Genomic DNA, 18,579 nt, shown 5'->3' with positions numbered 1-18,579 from the left:
AAACTTATGGTGCGGATCATGCTCAACCGTCATGAAATAATCTACATGTTCGATATTCAGATGCAGCTCTTCATTCAACTCTCTTTTAATGGCTTCTTCTCTCTGCTCACCTACTTCCACTTTCCCGCCGGGAAATTCAAACTTCTCATGGATATAAGCTAACTTTGAAGGACCGCGCTGAACACACAAAGTTTTATCTTCATGTTGAATAATGGCCGCTACTACTTCTATTTTTTTAACCATATTCACTTGCCCCTAACTATTCTTCTTATAATTCTCAGCCTGCTCTAGCACGCCTTTGTAAACATCATCATTGGCTACTGGTGGGAAGCCATATTTGTGTAGCAGTAAGATTAAATCCACTTTCAACTTGGCTTTGATATCATCGCGCCCTGCCCAATCTGGATATTGGGCGACATTGTCTACGGTAGTTTTCATCTCCTTCGCCAGTTCGAGCATCTTGTCATCGTCGTAAGTGAAATCGTATTTCTTACGCATGTGATTCAAGATATCGAGGAACGCTTTCTCTTCTAGGTCGATGCCTAGGTCTTCAAACGAGCCCATTTCTTTCACGATATCAAAGATAATGTCGGTCATTTCTTGAGAGAAGGTATCGAACTCCTCACCATTCAACACATCATTTTCACGACGTTCGTTGTATTGTTCCACCAGCGATTGGAAGCGCTTAGAGAAATTCATCCCTTGTAGCTGGTTGACCTTCTTGAAATCGCTTATCGCCTTCTCTAGTAGCTTCTGAAGTAGCTGAATTTTGGTGTTTGGCAGCTTAATCTTGTTGATACGAGCTAGGTAATCTTCGTCAAAAATATCGATAGCTTCGGCGTGCTCATCACCAATCGTAAAGATCTCTTCTACTCCATCGGCACGAAGTGCTTCTGCCACTAACTCACGAACACGTCTATTCATTTGTGCCGTGTCTGGTGCATCACCTTTGGTTAGCTTAAAGATTATAGAGCGCACTGCGATATAGAAGTGAATTTGGTCACGCTCTTGCTGAGATAACAATTCACTACCACAGCAAACATCATAAGCCGCCTTCATACGGCCCACTAAAGCCATGAATCGGGTTTCGCCTTTCTTGGTTTGAAGGATGTATTCTGCCGACTGATTAAGGCACTCCAGCTGCTTACACGGCTCTCCTGTGTAATAACCTGACGTATCGAACTTGTGGAACATCTGTCTTAATAGATCGAGGTGGTTCTTCACCTCAATGACAGAAAAACGAATATCTTCAAAGTTAGTCTCATCAGCCTTTGAATACATTGCTAAGGCTTGATTCATTCGCGACTTGATACCAATGTAATCGACAACCAGCCCTTTCGCCTTGCCTTCAAACTTACGGTTAACACGTGAGATGGTTTGAATCAGGTTGTGTTTCTGCAACGGCTTATCGATGTAGATAGTATCCAATTCAGGAACGTCAAAACCTGTTAACCACATGTCGACTACAATGGCTATTTTGAAATTCGACTTAGGACTCTTAAACTGCTGGTCGAGCGATTTTCGATATTCCTTGGTTCCTAACAGGCTGTACTGATCAGGATCATCGTCTTTGCCGCGCGTCATCACCATTTGCACCATCGCAAGTGGCTTTAACTCTTCTTTCTCTTTATCAGTCAGCTCGACGCCATCAATTGATAGCTTTTCCTCAAACCATTCTGGCCTTAAGATTTTGACTTGCTTATAAAAATCAAACGCGATTTCACGACTCGCACAGACAAACATCGCCTTGCCCTTTATCGTAGAACCTTCTTTAACTCGCCCTTCATAATGTTCAACAAAGTCTTTCGCCAAAGCTTCAATACGGTCAGGGTCGCCAAGAATCGCGTTCATATTGGCAGTAGCTTTCTTACTCTCTTCTATCTGATGTTCATTGGTGCCAGCTTCTGCGCACGCTTGGTAGTATTTCTCGACCTCTTCAAGCTTGCTGTTATCAAGAATGACTTTGGCTGCTCGGCCTTCATAAACAATACGAACCGTAATTTCATCATTAACCGATTCTGTCATGGTGTAGCTGTCTACTGCATCACCAAATACATCAAGGGTGGCATCTATCGGCGTTCCGGTGAAACCAACGTAAGTCGCGCTTGGTAGAGAATCGTGCAGATACCTAGCAAAGCCGTATGTCTCTTTCACATCGACGGCTATACCATCTTGATATTTGATCACCACTTTCTTATCGAGGTTGACCTGTGAACGGTGAGCTTCATCGGAAATACAGATGATGTTTGTACGCTCTGAAAGCAATTCGATGTCTTCGGTGAACTTATGAATGGTAGTCAGGAACACACCACCACTCTTGATGCCTTGCAGCTTGTCTCTTAAATCTTGACGGCTTTTAACTGGCACAACCATCTCATCACCAATGTAATCAGAGGCATTACAGAACTGTTTAGAAAGCTGGTCATCGAGATCGTTGCGGTCGGTAATAAGTACAATGGTCGGGCTTTCAAAATCGATGCTTTTCATCAATAGGCGAGATAGAAACTGCATGGTAAAGCTCTTACCACACCCTGTTGCACCAAAGTAAGTACCGCCTTTACCACTACCGTATGGCTTACGTTCTTTGTCGATGTTGTAGTAAAGCTTACGCGCTGCGTAGTACTGCGGGTAACGACAACAGACTTTTATCTCTTTCTTAGAGGTATCAGGGAAGAAAACAAAGTTCTTCACTACATCAAGTAATCGAGTTTGGTTAAACAACCCGGCAATCATGGTGTAGAGGGAATTAATACCCTCTTTTTCGGTAGACTCGTTGCCCGTTACTTTGCGCCACGCGTAAAAAAACTCATACGGCGCAAACAGGTTGCCCATTTTGTTGTTCACGCCATCGCTGATGATGCACATCGCGTTGTAGACGAACAGCTTGGGAATATCACGGCGATAACGAACGCAAATTTGCTTCCATGCATCAAAGATGGTCGCGTCTTTCTCTCGCACGGCACTTTTGAATTCAAGCACCACCAGCGGTAAGCCGTTCACATAAAGGATGCCATCAGGGATTCGAACTTGTTCATCGACACCTTCAATCTCTAGCTGGTTAACGATTTTATAGATATTGGTATCAGTCGGGTCTAGGCGATATGTTTCTAAGTAACTAACATTACCCTCTGCAACTTCTCTATCAGTATTATCTGATTTAGATTTATTCTCTAGCAACGGGACAAACATCAAGCGTAAGGCTTGTGCCAAATGTCTTGTGTCGATTAACTCAATATAGAGGTCTTTCTTTGAGCGATCTTCACGCTTAAACAGAAAGCCATTGGTTAGCCATTGGCAGAAGGTTTTATTGCTATGGTATAAATCACTGGCAGGCAACGTTGAGATCATACGAACAATGGTGTCAATTTCGCTCTCGGTTATAGCATCGCCTCGGTACTGCTTGGCAAGGTAGCGGCGTAAGTCATCTAAGATGAGTACTTGTTCTTTGTCTTCACGCGCTATTTGTTCACCCACTACGTGTGGGTAGCCTTGCTCACCCAATAGCTCAATAATGGCCTGTTCGAGTTTGGCTTCAGTAAATTTTAAGCTCATCGCCTTTTCCTACTGCTGTTTGACGTTGTTTGTTGTTTTCTAAATTGAGTTATTTAAATTTGTTTTGTAGTAACTCGGTTTCGGGCTTTGTTCCATTTTCTCAACACCGCAGATCTTGTCACCTCCGCAGAATCAGATATATTTTGAATAATATTTCTGAATTAAAGCGAACATATTACGCTTACGCTTGTACGTGGTAGCGAGTTGCGCCACCTGACTATAAAATGTCGCCAATTGAGTAGGATGCGATTTCAGCATATTCTCTAAACGTCGAAGTAACTCTAAAGCTTGATCGTAAGCCGTATTATTGGTCTGTTCGATATAAGATGAGACTGCTCGCAGATAATAATCCAGCGTATTTTCAGGTTTATCATCCACAATATGATCGGCAAGCGAAATAAGTCCTTGTATTGATATTTTATGCTCGGCAACCCATTCGCACGCTTTGTCTAATTGCTGGTTATCGATATAGAACAGAACCAAGGCATCCGTACGATCAGAAGCTTGATTATAGCGGTCTGGTTGTTGATAGGCATTGGCAAGTAGCAGTTCAGTGCGGGAGAAAAATTCAACATCATCAATTTGGTAATTGGCTTTAAACTTCGCTAACTGTTGATAATATTGAAAGCTTGGTGATTGTTCTAACAAACGGTTAGCTAATACCCATGCAGAATGGATTTCACCTAGTTCAACATAAAGACGGAATTGAGCTTGTTCGCACGCACGAAGTTCATAATCACTCGCCATTTTTTTCGCCTTAGCTAACCAAAACTCAGCTTCTAACGGCTCTTGCTCATCAATGAACATATCAACAACTTCAAGATAATCTCGACACGTTCGTGCTATTTTTTGTTTAATTTCCGCCACTTCACGCCAATCGGAGCTGTGTTTCATTAACGGAACTGCCCATGAGCGTAAGTTCCAGCTACTCTCATCTTGCGATGCTTGATCTATCGCTTGGCGGCATAAGGTTAGAAAGTGGGTGTTAGATTGCCAAATCGCTCCAAAACTCTCTTCAATCGAAGGAAATACTTCAAATTCGTAATGGGTCAAACGCTCAAACATCCACTGCGCTTTCTCTTGCTCACTCCAATTAAGCTTTGCCAGCGTCTTTGGCATGTGTTCGTTAATCATGCTTTCAATGCCATAACGATCGCCATTGGAGTCATCAATTTGCTCTAGCACCTTATTCAACCGTTCAACAAGGTAGTTGATTAATTTCCATTGATGATCGGCGTTAAGGCTTTGCATTGATTCAATGATCATGTTCAATTGAATTTCTGCTGAGTTGAAATAATCATGGCTTTCTCGCCAATCCCAGAGCTGTTCTCGCGGTAAGGCTTGGGTAACCAACTTTTTCAGCTCGCCATATACGGCTGGCTTTTCGCGTATTTCAATTTTTGTCAGCAGTGCATTCCATGTGTACTCATCTTCTTCTAGGTATTCGAGTAGCATCTCTACCATGGCCTCTTCACCAAGGCTTTGCAGGTGATTTTTTATGGTATCTCGTTCACTACTTTGGTTTAAAGCTTGTTCTTGGTCTTGTAGGCAAAGGGCAACCGCCACGCCGTGCTTGCACAACATTTGATATTGCGCCGCAGGGCAAGTACAAGTGCCAACCAGATCGCCAGTGAAATCGAGGCTCACTTGATAATTGAGGCTGCCTTTGACCTGTGCGGTCGCGGTGTTGCCAACAAGGTTAAGCTTGCGTACTGCACCACTGCGTGAAAGCAAGATGCCTTTTTGCAAAGTGCTTGTTTCACACAGTGTCGTCAATTCAGAAATGTCGATTTCACGAGTATTAGTTGCGTTCATTATATTATGGTTCCACCTACGCTTTGCTTTGTTCTATTTCGGATTCATCTAATTCCCACCTTCGTTATCTCAGAACCGAGGCGCGAGGTATCTGAGATCTCGCTTTTCACCACCGTCAAAAACGAGATTCCTGATAAGTTCGTCCCTCACTTTCTGGAATGACGAAAGGTTACTCTGCCAGCGCCTTAGCTTGTTCTACTGGCAGGTTCTCTAAATCAACTTCGCCGGAAAGCAATTTAGGAAGTAACGTGTCACGGAGCTGCGATAAGCTATCTATCTCTTTTGATAGAACCTCAATTTTTTGGTCAATTGGTTCAACAAGATTATGGAAAGCTTCGACTAGCTCTTGAGAAGGAGTAATAAATGGAACTTTTTTCAATTCTTTCAGGTTTATTGAATTAAATAGAGTTCCGGAAGAGCCGTTATCCCCGAGCTTCTTCTCAATGTGACTCATAAATGCATATGTAAATGAACGAGAATCACTATTATGTTTAATTGCTCCAATACCTCGACCAATACAACAATCAATAGATGCCATATTCTTATCGCCGACTGGTGCACGAACACTGATTAAAGTGTCTCCTGCTTTTGCATATCGTTTAGGGTCTGTTGTATAAACACGAACATCAGGGTAACGGAAACCAAAATCTCGTCGTCCTTGGAAAAACGCAATTCCTTCTCCATCTTCGTTGTAAGTTTCACCCTTAGGTGACTGTCCCATCGTGATTTTGAAGTGCTCTCCCATACAGCTAGCCTCCCATCCTTTAGGAATCAAACCCAACTCAGACTCAACGAGCTTTTCTGGGAAAAGCGAGGCAGTAGTCACATCCATCCCTTTTGGCTGTTCGCCGTTCATTTTGGCTTTTACAGGGTCGAAGTCGACAAACCAAGATTTGAATAACGTTTGCGCCATTTGCTCTAGGGTTTGGTTAATTTGGTTGTTGAGAGTGATTTTGTTATTAAACGAACTCAACTGTTGAACAATAAGATTCTGCACGTTTCTAGGCGGGACTTTGACAGATAATGCGTATACATCTTCACGTCTGGTCGATGGGATTGCAGAGCCTGAGTCCAAAGCATTAATATCTTGAGTAAGAAGTTGAAAATAAACCCACTTCATATTCAAATCAAACTTTGGTTCAACGAAGTAAGCCGTATCTATTACATAAAAGGGCTTGTTGGAGAAATGAACTCCTCTGTAAGCCCCTTTTCGACCGATAATTACACTGGGAAAAGGACATAATGGAGCTTCAGTAAAACCAACAGGCCCATTAGTGCCATAAACTGGAAAACCATCGGTTTTGTGCTTGTAATCTTTTAGCCCTTTGCCATAACGAAGTTCAACCAATTCTCCCCAATTTGTATCAACCCACTCTTCAGAGCTCCATTTCTTAAGTTCACTCCCCATAACCCAACGCCTCCAAGTTACGGCGAATCGCTTTATCCAACTCTTGCGATTGATTCATTTGGCTGTACAAGGTTTGTGAAAGCTCGCTCATCTTGGTTTCAAAAGGAATGCCATCATCTTCCACATCAGCTGCGCCAACATAGCGGCCCGGAGTCAGCACAAAATCATTAGCTTTAATGTCTTCAATCGTCGCTGATTTGCTAAAGCCTGCTTTATCTTCATACTTCTCTACTTTGCCGTCGCCACGCTCAATGCGCGCTTTGAGTTCTGCTTCATCACAGCGCCAAGCATGGTAAGTGTCAGCAATCAGCGCAATATCGTCTTTAGTCAGCTCTTTGTTGGTGCGGCTAATCATGGTGCCCATCTCACGGGCATCAATGAACAGCGTCTCTTTTTGGCGGTTACGGAAACCTTTGGTGGTGTTCTCGGTTTTGTCTTTTGTGATAAACCAAATACACACAGGGATTTGCGTAGTAAAGAACAGCTGCCCCGGCAAAGCGATCATACATTCAACGCGATCGTTCTCGATTAGCTGCTGGCGGATCTCACCTTCACCAGACGTATTTGAGCTCATTGAGCCGTTCGCCAATACAAAGCCTGCTGTGCCTGTTTCGCTTAGCTTAGAGAGCATGTGCAAAATCCATCCGTAGTTGGCATTACCTGTTGGCGGGGTGCGATAGCCAGCAAAGCGCGCATCATCGGTTAGCTCTGCTTCATTACGCCAACCTTTAAGGTTAAACGGTGGGTTCGCCATGATGTAATCGGCTTTTAAGTCTTTATGCTGGTCAGCAAAAAAGGTATCGGCGGCACGCTCACCTAAGTTGCCAGATAAACCGCGAATGGCTAAGTTCATCTTCGCCAGTTTATAAGTGGTCGAGGTCAACTCTTGACCATAAATAGCAATATCTTTGGTGCGCCCTTCGTGCTCTTTAATGAACTTTAAAGACTGAACAAACATACCGCCCGAGCCACAAGCCGGGTCGTAGATCTTACCTTGGAAAGGTTCTAGCATTTCAGCTAACAGTGTTACCACTGACTTAGGCGTATAGAATTCGCCACCACCTTTACCTTCGGTTGCTGCAAACTTACCTAGAAAGTATTCGTAAACACGACCGACTAAGTCTTCTTCGCTCATGTCACATTCGTTAGCTAACGTATCGATGTTTTCAATGCTGTCGATAAGTGACGCCAGCTTTTTCACTTCCAAACCTTGGCGCGAGAAGTAGTTATCTGGCAAAGCGTCTTTTAAGCTTGGGTTGTTTTTTTCGATAGTCGATAAAGCGGTATCAATGATGATAGCGATATCATCTTGCTTAGCGCGTGCTTTAACAAATGACCAACGCGCATCTTCTGGTAAAAAGAAGATGTTGTCTTGTTGGTAGAACTCTTTCATCTCAACAAAAGCTTCTTGCCCGTCGTCTATCATCTTCTGACGGCGTGCTTCAAACTTGTCGCTGATGAACTTTAAGAACACAAGGCTTAATACCACGTGTTTGTATTCAGATGACTCAACACTGCCACGCAGCTGATTAGCGGTATCCCAAAGGGTCTCTTCAAAGCCTTTGGTCGCTTTCTTAGCTTTTGACGCAGGCTTAGCTTTTGAGGCGGGTTTCTTGTTAGCGGGTTCTTTTGCCATGTTCTTAATTACTCGAATAATGTAGGACTCTGCTTTCAACCGCAGACTATTGAGGAAGATTATATATGAAATTGAATGAGTTGAATTGATAAAGCTCCGATTTTAGGCGCTTTTTACGTGCCTTAAGATAAGGAAATATCCAAATGATCGAGCATTTTAAAAAAGCCACAAAATTCGTTTAATCTTTATAAATAATTCAGTGGCTAGATTAGCAGCACTTAACAGTCTTGTAGGCACTCTGCATGAGCTTCACAACATTTGATTGATTACCCCAAGGTAAACATGCCTATCTCCGCACTTACAGGGGAGCTCAACATTTACGTGACTAAATTTGGTGTAACCTTACAGCTATTTGATTTGCCATGATTGACTCTTGGGTTATCCCTTTTTCCAGTTCAGACATAATGGACTCTAACTTAGGGGGGATAAGTTTTGAGACACGATCCCAGTTTTGGTATTGGTCTGCAAACAAGTCTGAGCGACCATGTTCTTTGAGAGTATCTGTTGATAAATTAGGTAGCAGCATATAAGTCGCTCCCGATGATAAAGCTAAAGAGATACCTTTAGGATCGGTATCAAACCAAGCTATAAGCTCTACGCCTGGAAAAGCCAACGCAATTTCTTTTGATATTACTCCCGTGTCCTTATCTCCTCGGTAAACAATAAGAGGATTAGATCCTATGTCGGTTTGTACTAATCTAAACTTAGAAAATGCTTCATAGTTTTCAACAATCACAACTTGGCTGTGCTCAATGCTCGTCAAATGACTTAGAGCTACCTCAATGTTCATGCCCTCTTGTAAGTCATATGATTTACCATTTATGTTCGTGGACAAAATCCCATAAACTTTAATGACCTTGTCTTTGACAGGACTTGAGCTTAACTTCTCGTTAGGAAAGAACTGAGCCATATCCGTTCGAGAATTAGGGATGGGATCAGTTAAAAGATCAAAACCAGATTGCTCTTTAATCACCTTCCTAATTTGACGTATATCTCTAGGCGTCAGCTGCAAATGTTCTCCTCTGGCGCTCCCAACACTAAAGTCGCGATGAAAAGTATCAAACACGCCACTCAGCGCTACACTGGCACCTTCATTAACCTTCGCAGGAGAGAAGAGTTGCTTTAACCGATTTAAATCACTACCCGTTATATCATCAATAATTCTACTCACAGTTTCCTCGCTATAGACACATCTTCTAAGTGAAGGTTGCCGTAACCTATATTGCTACCTTTTGCTAAATAGGTATAAGACCCGATAGGCTCAACGGTAAAGCCTTTGCTATCTTCGGGAAGCATTGAACTATGGAAATTAAGCACGCTAAATAGCCACACGTCTTTAGCGCAAGTGAGCTGGTCAAGATCTTCCGGTAAGTCACTATTGATTTGCTCGTAATACTCCAAAGCGGAAATGCTGGTTTTTCCCTTACCAATAAAGGCTTCAGCAAAAAAGGTATCGCAATGAGAATCAATGTCCGCTTCAATCAGCTCTTGTATTTCAACATCAAGAGTCAATTCTCGTCGCTCAGCTTCTTCAACAACCGGAAGCTCTTCTTGTTCTGCAGGCTGTGCCGTAATTTTTTCAACAATATCAGCCAATTCCGGCTCTTGGTCCATATCATCAGGATTTGGGTGATGCGCAAATTGTAACGGCTCTGAAAGCCAAAACATCGGTATACCATCGTGCTTTGCTACCTCATCAGGCAAAATCAAATCGTCACTTGGTGTCCAGTGTGGCTCTTGATCAATAAACCGATCAAAGGCATTGATCAGGTCCTTATCGCGTTCGCGGTTACGATACTTCAGCATCAAAGCTCGGAGTTGAATTAGGATAGATCCTAGCTCTTGTTGGCAACTACGAATCGCACTGTGCATTTCAGCACAAAACAAGGTGTTGAGCTCGGAGTTATCTCCAGCCATTTCACTCAACAACTTAAAAGAGAAAGCTTTCATGCCACTAACAAGCTTTTCAGCTTGCTCTATAGCAACTTGGTTCTCTTTTTGTTTTTGAGCGAGCGTATGGCCATAGCCAAAGTCATAACTGATACGGTTTCTTAGACGACGACAAGACTCTTGCAAGTCCATTGTGATTTCATAAACCACACCTTCAAGGCTATTAAACCTATCCGCCTCTTGTTCTCTTTTGCCATTTAATTTAGCTTCCAGGTATTCTTGCGCTAAGCTCTGAATTTCTGGAATGCGCTCAGCATGTTGTGTCCCAAGAAATGAACTCGCTTCCGTTTCAAGGAAGTAGTTCATCAATGCTTCCATCTTAGGGTGCACGCGGTAGCCGCGGCTTGTCACGATAACAACACGGGCTTCTTTTAATTTACGTAGGTCATTGGCGTTTTCATGAGTTTCACGTATCGTGCCATTTTCAAAAACATGCGTTAGTGTGTCCTTTGCTTGGCTGATTAAGCGAAGCATGTGGTTAACACCACCATGTTTCCCATTGTTTTGAGGGCTCATCAAAAGTCGAACTCCCCTTGGTTCTCGTTTGCTTTGTTAACTGTCTCAACGATCTTTTCATGCGTATCGATGAAATCGAGCACCTCGTAGACAAAGTCTAATTTTCCCGTCATCACATAGAGTTGGCGCTCTTTGTTTACTAAATGAGCCACCCCTTCTTTAACCAGAAATTCGACAACTACATTGAGTTTATCCGCTGCACTGTCACGCACTTTTTTTCGACTCACTTTTGGAAGTCGATAAATACTATCGAGTTTCTCCATCAAGCTAGGAGACGATTGGATTTGCGCACTCAGCATAGGCACATTTAACTCATCACCACCAACCATCACTGCTTCAACTTGAGCAGCCTCACTGACTGTCGCTACGAACTTAACCACAGGTCGAATGATACCGTGTACATTACTCATCAACGCGGTCACCTGACGACGATTGTGGTCGTCGATACTTTTATAGGTAACATAATAGGCGCTGGTTCTGCTCGTACATTGGAGCTCGCGCCCCATAAGAGTCAACGCTTGATTGATTTCTCGGCGTGTACGATCCTCTTTAAGCGTCTTGTAAGCTTCACGATCCGTTGCTGGGCAGATAAAGCTACCACTAAGTAGAGATTCTAAGACTTGTGATACTGGCTTCATGCTTCTACTCCTGTGCTAGTTTCAGCGGCTTTAGCTAACGCAAGTTTGCTTACTTTAGGTTTGTTGAAAATGTTCTTGTAAGGCGTTAAGTGATACAGATACTTAAATAAGTTGGCCGTACGATTATTGCCATCGGGTTGAGCCGCGATAACATTGAAGTTATGTGCCCCCATCATTTTGAGCAGTTTGGCTTGGTTTTCTGCCGTCAGCTTACCAATCTCATCGGTTGGGTAAGTTATTGATAGTCGACTTGCTCCACGTTGTTGTGTCAGAAGTGCTAAATACAACATGGATTGAATGAGCAAGTTCGTACCATTACTGGCCAAATCACGCATATCTTTATCTGTTTTGGCCGTTTTACGCTGGTTGTTCTCGATGACTTCAAATTTGATGTCAAACAGCTCAGTAGGCTTTTTAACTTTCTCGGCACTAATATGGTATGTCAGTGTGCTTAAAGCGTTGAAAAACTCTTTGCTTGGTAGCTCAGCCGATCCCGTTTTATCCCACTCTTCGTAAATCTCAGAGAAGTTAATAATATCTTGCCAACCTTGTAGTTTGGAAAGTGAACTCTCAACATTAATGTCAATAGAACCAACCACAGAGAACGTGTTATTGAGCTTTACTTGTTCAGAGATATTACGACCAAGTTTTTTAATCTCACGGTCGAAACCAAGTAGCCGATGCTTGAAGTCAACGAGCATACGCCCCATGTTAACTGCGCTTTCAATTGTTATGCTGGTCACCTGAGGAATAATGTCATTCATGATGATTTCTAGAATATCAATTCGCTTTGAGTCACTAGCAACAATATCCTCTGTAATGGCGTTTCGGCTGCTTTCATTCCAGAAACGATACAGCTCCCCGTCACCAAGGTTGAGAGTGATAGTTTCCATCTGTTGTATATCTTTTTTACGTAGCTTAGTAAGCCTCTCTAACTCCGGGAGTTTGCTCTCTACATAGCTCAAGAGTGAATTTAAATCGCCGTTATAATCGAGCGCTTCTTGGCTGCCTTCTTCGCCCTCAAACATCACATAGTTAGTTAGGCGAGAGATTGCACTGTCAGCTCGCTGTTTGTGGTTTCTCAAGATAGAGAGCTTCTCATCAAACTCTTTTTTGGTTCGATGAGCTTTGGCTCTCAACTCTTTCAGTTTAGTTTCAAAAGATTCAAACTCTTGATGCACCGTTTCAAGTTCTTTGACCTTAGTATTTCGATCGTCACGTCTCTTAGGATCATCCACTTCATAAACAGCAAGCCATATCTCGTATTCTTTGATTTTATGAGACTTCACTTTTAAGTTTTTGATCTCATTATCAAGCAATTCAATTTCTTCTTTGTAGCGTTGATAGATTTCACCGCTAATACCTTGATCACTCAACCGCTGTTCATACTCCGTTTTGATGCGCTGTTTGTTCTCGCCCAACGTCAGAGTACTTTTTTCCAGTAGTTCATCTATAGCTCCGATCGTGAGATCAAGTGATGATTCAACATTGCTAATTTGAGTAAGCCTGTCGTTGTTTAGCTCTAATTTTGCTTCTTCAAAACGTTCAAGCGTTACTGAGATTTCCCTATCAATCAGGGCTATAGCTTTCTCAATCGATTTGATGTTTATATTAATTTTTTCGACTAAGCCCTCTTTTGCACGGGCAATCTCTATTTTCTTGTTTTTAAGGTTAACCTTAGTTTGTGATAGGTCACCCTCAGCGTTTCGCAGTTCATTGCGTAATCGTGATAACTCAAGCGTTGACTGCTTAACAGCAAAATCATTTTTCAAAATTTGCTTATTGAAATCAGCCTCTGCGTCTTCAAGCTCAACGATACGGTCCATCAAGTGAGCCTGCTCTTCCACATCAGCTTTGTTGGTGACACTACAATCTGCTAGGTTGCTCGTATCGATATATAAATCGTACATTGAACCTGAATCTTCAGTCATTGATGGTGTGAGTGTCGTGTCCATCAAAAGCTCATCGGTGAGAACACGACCAAGTGGAGAGCTTTGCCACCCCTGTCGATTAGCCTCCAGGAACGAGAACAAGGTTCCTGAATCTGGGTCTAATCGGTTACTGACTACTTTTAGCCTGGTTTCGGCATCGCGCATATTTCGACGAGTGGCCTCTAATCTTTCGAGTAGCTTTTCACGTTTAGTTTGTAAGTTGACTCCTTCCTTCTCACTCAAAGTTGTCGTGTGTTTTAACGTGTCTACTTGTTCTTGTAATCTGTCCTTCTCAGACTCCAACTGCTCTCTCTGCTCAATGAGAAACTCATCAATATCTGGGTTCTTTAGTCGCTGCTTTTGAGTAGCGAGTTCAGCCCTATGCTCCATAAGAGCCTGAGATTTATCCGCTGTAAAAATCGTATGGGTTTGGGTCAGTTCCTTTAACTGTGGCTGATATACATCGTCTATCTTGTCTTTTTTAACCTTGCACTCTTTCTCGGCATCAAGTTTTTGCTCTGTTAGGTCAGACTTTTCTTTATTGAACTTACTAACAAGGTTTTGTTTGTCTTTCTCATACTTTGCTTTCGCATCATTTACCTTAGTTTCAAGATCGGCGTAACTTTGTCTTTGTTGTGCCACCCTGTCTTCCATTTCTGGCAATTGCTTTAGCTTAACGGACAGTTCTGGATAACCACTATTTTCGTATGTTATAAGCTTGCTGTGATGTACTTCGATCTCAGAGTTAATACTTGTGATAGAGCGTTGAAGAGCGCTCTTTTGAACCTCTTTATCAAGCTTATCTTGATTAATTTCGCCAATCTGCTTGTCACTGTTTTCAAGAAAATCTGAGCGCTCGATTTCGGTTTTCTTAAGAGATTCATCAAGGCTTTCAGAGGCTTCACGAATGATTGTTAAGGCATTGGCGAGCTGAGTGGTTAGATAGGCAATCTGCTTATTGTTCGCAATAGCTTCAATGAACGCTTCTTTTTTGGCTAGGAACGCTGTTAGGCCGTTGTAGTCATCACACCATTGTTCAATTCTGTTTGCATCCACACCAAACTCTAATGTGCTATTTCCTTGCTCGAGGATATCCAGGAAAAGCGCCTTTGTGTCGGCCATATTGAATTCACCTTGAATCAACGCCGCTGTGATTTTTTCAATGTGACGGACATCATGACGACCAGAGCACAAAGAGTAGCTTAAGAACTGATTACTCAAATTCCCTGCATTAATATTTTGGATAATTTCGCGGTACTCTTTGACGCTAGTAATACGCGACTCGTATTCTAAGCCGTTAGCGTTCAGCTCCGCGGCCAGCTTTGTACAGCCGATTGCGTAAGGCTTGTCTTCGCTATCTTGTTTAATGATCACTGACTGCTCAAACTGACCTTTAACGAAAAGGTAAACAATGCCACCTTTAGTACTAAGGTTTCGATAACAAATGACATGAGCAACTTGACCACGAGCAGTAATGTACTCGAAAACAATATAACTGTTGTTGTGTGGTAAATACCATTCTGCAAAGGGCTTATTGACATTCGATTTCCTGACGATCTGCGTGCCAGTCGCTCCATAAAAGAACGGAATGAGCCTTAAAAGTGATGTTTTGCCTTCTCCGTTACCGCCAGTGATCTGAGTGGGAGCGTCAAAAGAATACTCAGAAAACATCTTGTTTTTCTGATAAGAATTTATTGCGATAACTTTGGTCAATCCGGCATACATCATCGTATCTATCTCGAGTTATGTTGTTTTTCTTGACTGAAAATCAAACAGTTTGAATTTGTGGCCACTAAATCAGGTTACAGCTTTCAATACCATCGACTCACTCACAGTAAAGATTCCTGACTTTTCTTGCCCTTGTCAATATCCACAATAAATATATGTACTTTTTTGCTACATGTATATACTGTATACATCAACATGTAACATTTATGAGCACGAACATGAATCAAGCAGATATCAAATGGGACCAACAAGTACGATTTCGACTAATTGAGATAATTGCTCTTTGGGAGGGTCGACTGACGACAAATCACCTATGTGATGCTTTTCACATAGGGAGACAACAAGCTTCCAGGGATATCAACAAGTACATTAGCTTAACTGACCAAGGTCAATTGATACTGGATAGAACAATTAAAGGCTATAGGCCAGCAGACAACTTTAAGCCTTTATTTACTCAAGGCACTGCTCATGAGTATCTACTTATGCTTCATCAGCAATATAACCAAGAAGAGACCTTCGAGTTCTTTAATTGGGGGGAAGCTCAATCGACCGTATTGAACGTTCCTGAAAGGGCTATATCACCAAGCATTGTTCGAGGATTAATTGCGGCAGCAAGGGCTAACCTTCGAGTCGATATTGACTATGTATCGCTCTCTACACCTGAGGTTCGAGGTCGAATTATTGCGCCTCACAGCTTAGTCTATGATGGGATCAGGTGGCATGTAAGAGCATATTGTGAAGAGAAAAATGAATTTCGAGATTTCGTGTTAAGTCGCTTTAGGAACGAACCTGACTTAATGGATAAGTCACCAAAAATGCGAGAACATGATGACAACTGGAACCATCAAGTTAAGTTAACGATTACACCTAATCCTTACTTGTCTGAGCAACAACAAGTTGTTGTTGCTGACGACTACGCTATGAAAAACAAGAAGATGGAAATAGTAACTCGTGGAGCTTTAGTCAATTATTACTTGCGACGTATGAGCGTCATACAAGACCAAAAGCTGCTAAAAGAACAACCAGAAGCCTACCAATTGACAGCTTACTTTGACGTAAGTCTACCTAGATAAATCAAGGTTCGTTCGAGACAGCCCGATAAGATTGGTGATGTTCTAGATGGAACATTACCTGTCTACTCGAAACTAGGGCTGACTGTATTTATGGTGTAAAGATCCATGAATATACGCTCCTTGCTGAATGCTTTAAAACAGCAGCCTACATCTATTGTAAAGTGACGACTAAAAACACCCTACATTTCACTCGATAAGTTTTTAGCTAATATTCCTTTTCTGATACCAAATAACCTCTGACACATCACAATCAAAGTACTGACACAAGGCATCAAGAGTTTTTGTGGTTGTAGTGTACCCTTCATCTCGGATCATTTTCGCCATGGCCGAACGCTGAATACCTATTTCGGCAGCAATTTGAGCTCCAGAGATCTTCCGTCCCTCTTCCGCTGATTTTTTATCTATAAGTTCCTTTAAGTTATATCTAATCACACATCAATTCCTAAAAGATATAATAATGTGTCTTTATAAAACACAAAAGTATGGTTAAGCTGATTTTGTGTCTTGTTAAAACACAAACAATGGAGGTCAAATGGACCAATTATTACTTACAGCAAAAGAGCTTGCAGGTCGTATCAAATTTAGCGCCAACTATATCAATTCGACTCTGCGAGATTCAATTTTCATCGAAGGTAAACACTACATTCGACCATTCAATGGTAGAAAAATTCTCTACATTTGGGAAGAGGTAGAGGCAGAATTATACCAATCTGCATCACGTAACCTTCAGTATATTCCAATGGCTGGCGGGAGGGTGTGTCATGGGTAGTATCAATTCACGTAGCGGTAAGCTCTATCTCGACTTCCGATATGAAGGTATGCGTTGCCGTGAGCAAACTGCACTGCCTGCAACTCAAGTAAACCAACGCAAGCTACAGAAACTGCTAAATCAAATTGAAGCGGACATTCGCCTGAGTTGTTTTGTATATAGTGAGTACTTCCCTGAGTCTAAGAAAGCTCAAACATTTTTGAAACAAGACATCCAAGCTCAAAAACGCAAACAGGAATTACTTGGTAATTACAAAACGGCAGTACAAGAGCTACAAGGAATTGAAACTGTCTTGTTCGAAAGCTTCGCACAAGAGTGGTATGACGAAAACGAAGTGCGTTGGAAAGAGAGCTATAAGGACAGTATGAAGATCTACTTATGGTCGTACCTTGTACCCCACTTCGGGCATTTAGACGTCGCGAAGATCTCTCGACCTGACATCTTAAAGTACCGTGCTTCTTTAGTGAAACCGCGTAACAACGGCAAAAAATTATCTGCCGAGTTCATTAATCATGTCATGACACCACTGCGCATGATTTTGAGCGAAGCCGGAGATCGCTACGATTTTCGTTCGACGTTTGAAAACATCAAACCACTACGTGTTGAACGCACTAATGTAAACCCGTTTGATTTTAACGAAGTGAACTTGTTTTTATCATCGGTACGTTCCGATTTTAAAGATTACTTCACCGTTCGTTTCTTCACCGGAATGCGCACCTCAGAGATCGATGGTCTGAAATGGAAGTACATAGATTTTGAGCGTGGTTTAATTTCAGTTCGAGAAACGTTTGTACACGGCCGTTCAGACACAACGAAAACGGTGGGTTCAACAAGAGACATTCAAATGTCATCTGTTGTACTTAAAGCTATAAAATCCCAATACAAAGTGACTGGTACTAAGGAGTATGTGTTCTGCAATGCAGCTGGAAACCCTTTAGATAAAGGTAACGTCAGAGACCGAATCTGGAAGCCGACACTTAAAAACTTGGGAATGGAATATCGCCGCCCTTATGAGACTCGACATACGGCTGCAACATTATGGTTAGCAGCCGGAGAAGCACCTGAGTGGATAGCTCGCCAAATGGGCCATACCACTACAAAAATGCTGTTCACAGTTTACAGCCGATATATACCAAACCTAACCAGGCAAGACGGCAGTGCTTTTGAAAAGTTATTAGATGCTAATTTAAATGGAGGAAAGTAAATGGCTTATTCACCTCTAGCTATTCACTGCACCAGTTTGTGCTGTGACATTCTTCAGGCTCAGCGTTTTCAGAAAATCTCTCATCAAGATATTGATTGGCTATACGATGAAATTTACGAACTTATCAAGCAACGTACTGAACTATGGCCAGATAAATTCCATCATGAACATGTCTTTATTGATTCAGTCACGCGCGGTGTACTAAAAGCACTACATCTATGTAAAGACAAGCCAAATAATCGAGATGCCAGTTGGCTGTTGATTGCAATGCAATCACGGATCAGTTTTTCTTTGAAGCAATTGCATTAATGAGAGCTACTCAAAAAAGAGCCAAATGAACCGTAAGCGTGCCATGAACA

14 protein-coding genes are annotated in these 18,579 nt (G+C 42.2%); 4 read left to right on the top strand and 10 right to left on the bottom strand.

The window, feature by feature from the left end:
- The 9 genes from AB4384_RS23000 to AB4384_RS22960 form a co-directional block, all read right to left on the bottom strand.
- The coding region (locus AB4384_RS23000) for an NUDIX domain-containing protein (protein ID WP_372130161.1) at nt 1-243 on the bottom strand (243 nt) is incomplete at its 3' end.
- Nucleotides 244-255: 12 nt separating this feature from the next.
- Nucleotides 256-3,552 carry a type I restriction endonuclease subunit R gene (locus AB4384_RS22995; RefSeq protein ID WP_372130160.1) on the bottom strand — a complete coding sequence of 1,099 codons (3,297 nt, stop codon included), beginning with the start codon at nt 3,550-3,552 and terminating at the stop codon, nt 256-258.
- A 132-nt stretch (nt 3,553-3,684) separates the two neighbouring features.
- Nucleotides 3,685-5,367, bottom strand: a complete 1,683-nt coding sequence (locus AB4384_RS22990; RefSeq protein WP_372130159.1) for an SWIM zinc finger domain-containing protein — start codon at nt 5,365-5,367, stop codon at nt 3,685-3,687.
- A 169-nt stretch (nt 5,368-5,536) separates the two neighbouring features.
- The gene (locus AB4384_RS22985) at nt 5,537-6,775 is read right to left on the bottom strand and encodes a restriction endonuclease subunit S (RefSeq protein ID WP_372130158.1); all 1,239 of its coding nucleotides are present in this window, start codon (nt 6,773-6,775) and stop codon (nt 5,537-5,539) included.
- The gene (locus AB4384_RS22980; protein WP_372130157.1) at nt 6,765-8,411 is read right to left on the bottom strand and encodes an N-6 DNA methylase; all 1,647 of its coding nucleotides are present in this window, start codon (nt 8,409-8,411) and stop codon (nt 6,765-6,767) included. The genes AB4384_RS22985 and AB4384_RS22980 overlap by 11 nt, the downstream gene beginning before the upstream one ends.
- Nucleotides 8,412-8,736: 325 nt before the next feature.
- Entirely contained in the window at nt 8,737-9,582 is an 846-nt protein-coding gene (locus AB4384_RS22975; protein WP_372130156.1) for a hypothetical protein, read from the bottom strand.
- Nucleotides 9,579-10,877 carry a hypothetical protein gene (locus tag AB4384_RS22970; RefSeq protein WP_372098037.1) on the bottom strand — a complete coding sequence of 433 codons (1,299 nt, stop codon included), beginning with the start codon at nt 10,875-10,877 and terminating at the stop codon, nt 9,579-9,581. The genes AB4384_RS22975 and AB4384_RS22970 overlap by 4 nt, the downstream gene beginning before the upstream one ends.
- Complete coding sequence (locus AB4384_RS22965) at nt 10,877-11,515, bottom strand: hypothetical protein (RefSeq protein ID WP_136974917.1); 639 nt, start codon at nt 11,513-11,515, stop codon at nt 10,877-10,879. The genes AB4384_RS22970 and AB4384_RS22965 overlap by 1 nt, the downstream gene beginning before the upstream one ends.
- A complete protein-coding gene (locus AB4384_RS22960; RefSeq protein WP_372098052.1) occupies nt 11,512-15,171 on the bottom strand; it encodes an ATP-binding protein in 3,660 nt (1,219 codons plus the stop codon). Before AB4384_RS22960 ends, AB4384_RS22965 begins: the two co-directional genes overlap by 4 nt.
- Nucleotides 15,172-15,392: 221 nt before the next feature.
- On the opposite strand from AB4384_RS22960, the gene AB4384_RS22955 reads away from it, so the two are divergent.
- The gene (locus tag AB4384_RS22955) at nt 15,393-16,247 is read left to right on the top strand and encodes a WYL domain-containing protein (RefSeq protein WP_372115409.1); all 855 of its coding nucleotides are present in this window, start codon (nt 15,393-15,395) and stop codon (nt 16,245-16,247) included.
- Between the two features lie 201 nt (nt 16,248-16,448).
- On the opposite strand, the gene AB4384_RS22950 is transcribed toward AB4384_RS22955, so the two are convergent.
- Nucleotides 16,449-16,679 (bottom strand): helix-turn-helix transcriptional regulator, encoded by a 231-nt coding sequence (locus AB4384_RS22950; protein WP_102393890.1) that lies wholly within the window; start codon nt 16,677-16,679, stop codon nt 16,449-16,451.
- Nucleotides 16,680-16,779: 100 nt separating this feature from the next.
- On the opposite strand from AB4384_RS22950, the gene AB4384_RS22945 reads away from it, so the two are divergent.
- Genes AB4384_RS22945 through AB4384_RS22935 form a run of 3 tightly spaced genes read left to right on the top strand, consistent with a single transcriptional unit; the run spans nt 16,780 to nt 18,529 of the window.
- Nucleotides 16,780-17,016 (top strand): hypothetical protein, encoded by a 237-nt coding sequence (locus AB4384_RS22945; protein ID WP_102321027.1) that lies wholly within the window; start codon nt 16,780-16,782, stop codon nt 17,014-17,016.
- Complete coding sequence (locus AB4384_RS22940; RefSeq protein ID WP_372130155.1) at nt 17,009-18,220, top strand: Arm DNA-binding domain-containing protein; 1,212 nt, start codon at nt 17,009-17,011, stop codon at nt 18,218-18,220. Before AB4384_RS22945 ends, AB4384_RS22940 begins: the two co-directional genes overlap by 8 nt.
- A complete protein-coding gene (locus AB4384_RS22935; RefSeq protein ID WP_102321029.1) occupies nt 18,221-18,529 on the top strand; it encodes a hypothetical protein in 309 nt (102 codons plus the stop codon).
- Nucleotides 18,530-18,579: the final 50 nt, after the last annotated feature.

Origin of the sequence: Vibrio sp. 10N.261.51.A4, from assembly GCF_041471945.1 — a bacterium.
Lineage (GTDB): Bacteria > Pseudomonadota > Gammaproteobacteria > Enterobacterales > Vibrionaceae > Vibrio > Vibrio crassostreae_C.
This window is presented reverse-complemented; position numbering and strand designations above follow the sequence as displayed.

Excerpts from the sequence above, each read along its gene's own strand:
- AB4384_RS22995 (WP_372130160.1), bottom strand. The coding sequence starts at position 3,552 with ATGAGCTTAAAATTTACTGAAGCCAAACTCGAACAGGCCATTATTGAG.
- AB4384_RS22990 (WP_372130159.1), bottom strand. The coding sequence starts at position 5,367 with ATGAACGCAACTAATACTCGTGAAATCGACATTTCTGAATTGACGACA.
- AB4384_RS22985 (WP_372130158.1), bottom strand. The coding sequence starts at position 6,775 with ATGGGGAGTGAACTTAAGAAATGGAGCTCTGAAGAGTGGGTTGATACA.
- AB4384_RS22980 (WP_372130157.1), bottom strand. The coding sequence starts at position 8,411 with ATGGCAAAAGAACCCGCTAACAAGAAACCCGCCTCAAAAGCTAAGCCT.
- AB4384_RS22970 (WP_372098037.1), bottom strand. The coding sequence starts at position 10,877 with ATGAGCCCTCAAAACAATGGGAAACATGGTGGTGTTAACCACATGCTT.
- AB4384_RS22965 (WP_136974917.1), bottom strand. The coding sequence starts at position 11,515 with ATGAAGCCAGTATCACAAGTCTTAGAATCTCTACTTAGTGGTAGCTTT.
- AB4384_RS22960 (WP_372098052.1), bottom strand. The coding sequence starts at position 15,171 with ATGTATGCCGGATTGACCAAAGTTATCGCAATAAATTCTTATCAGAAA.
- AB4384_RS22955 (WP_372115409.1), top strand. The coding sequence starts at position 15,393 with ATGAATCAAGCAGATATCAAATGGGACCAACAAGTACGATTTCGACTA.
- AB4384_RS22945 (WP_102321027.1), top strand. The coding sequence starts at position 16,780 with ATGGACCAATTATTACTTACAGCAAAAGAGCTTGCAGGTCGTATCAAA.
- AB4384_RS22940 (WP_372130155.1), top strand. The coding sequence starts at position 17,009 with ATGGGTAGTATCAATTCACGTAGCGGTAAGCTCTATCTCGACTTCCGA.
- AB4384_RS22935 (WP_102321029.1), top strand. The coding sequence starts at position 18,221 with ATGGCTTATTCACCTCTAGCTATTCACTGCACCAGTTTGTGCTGTGAC.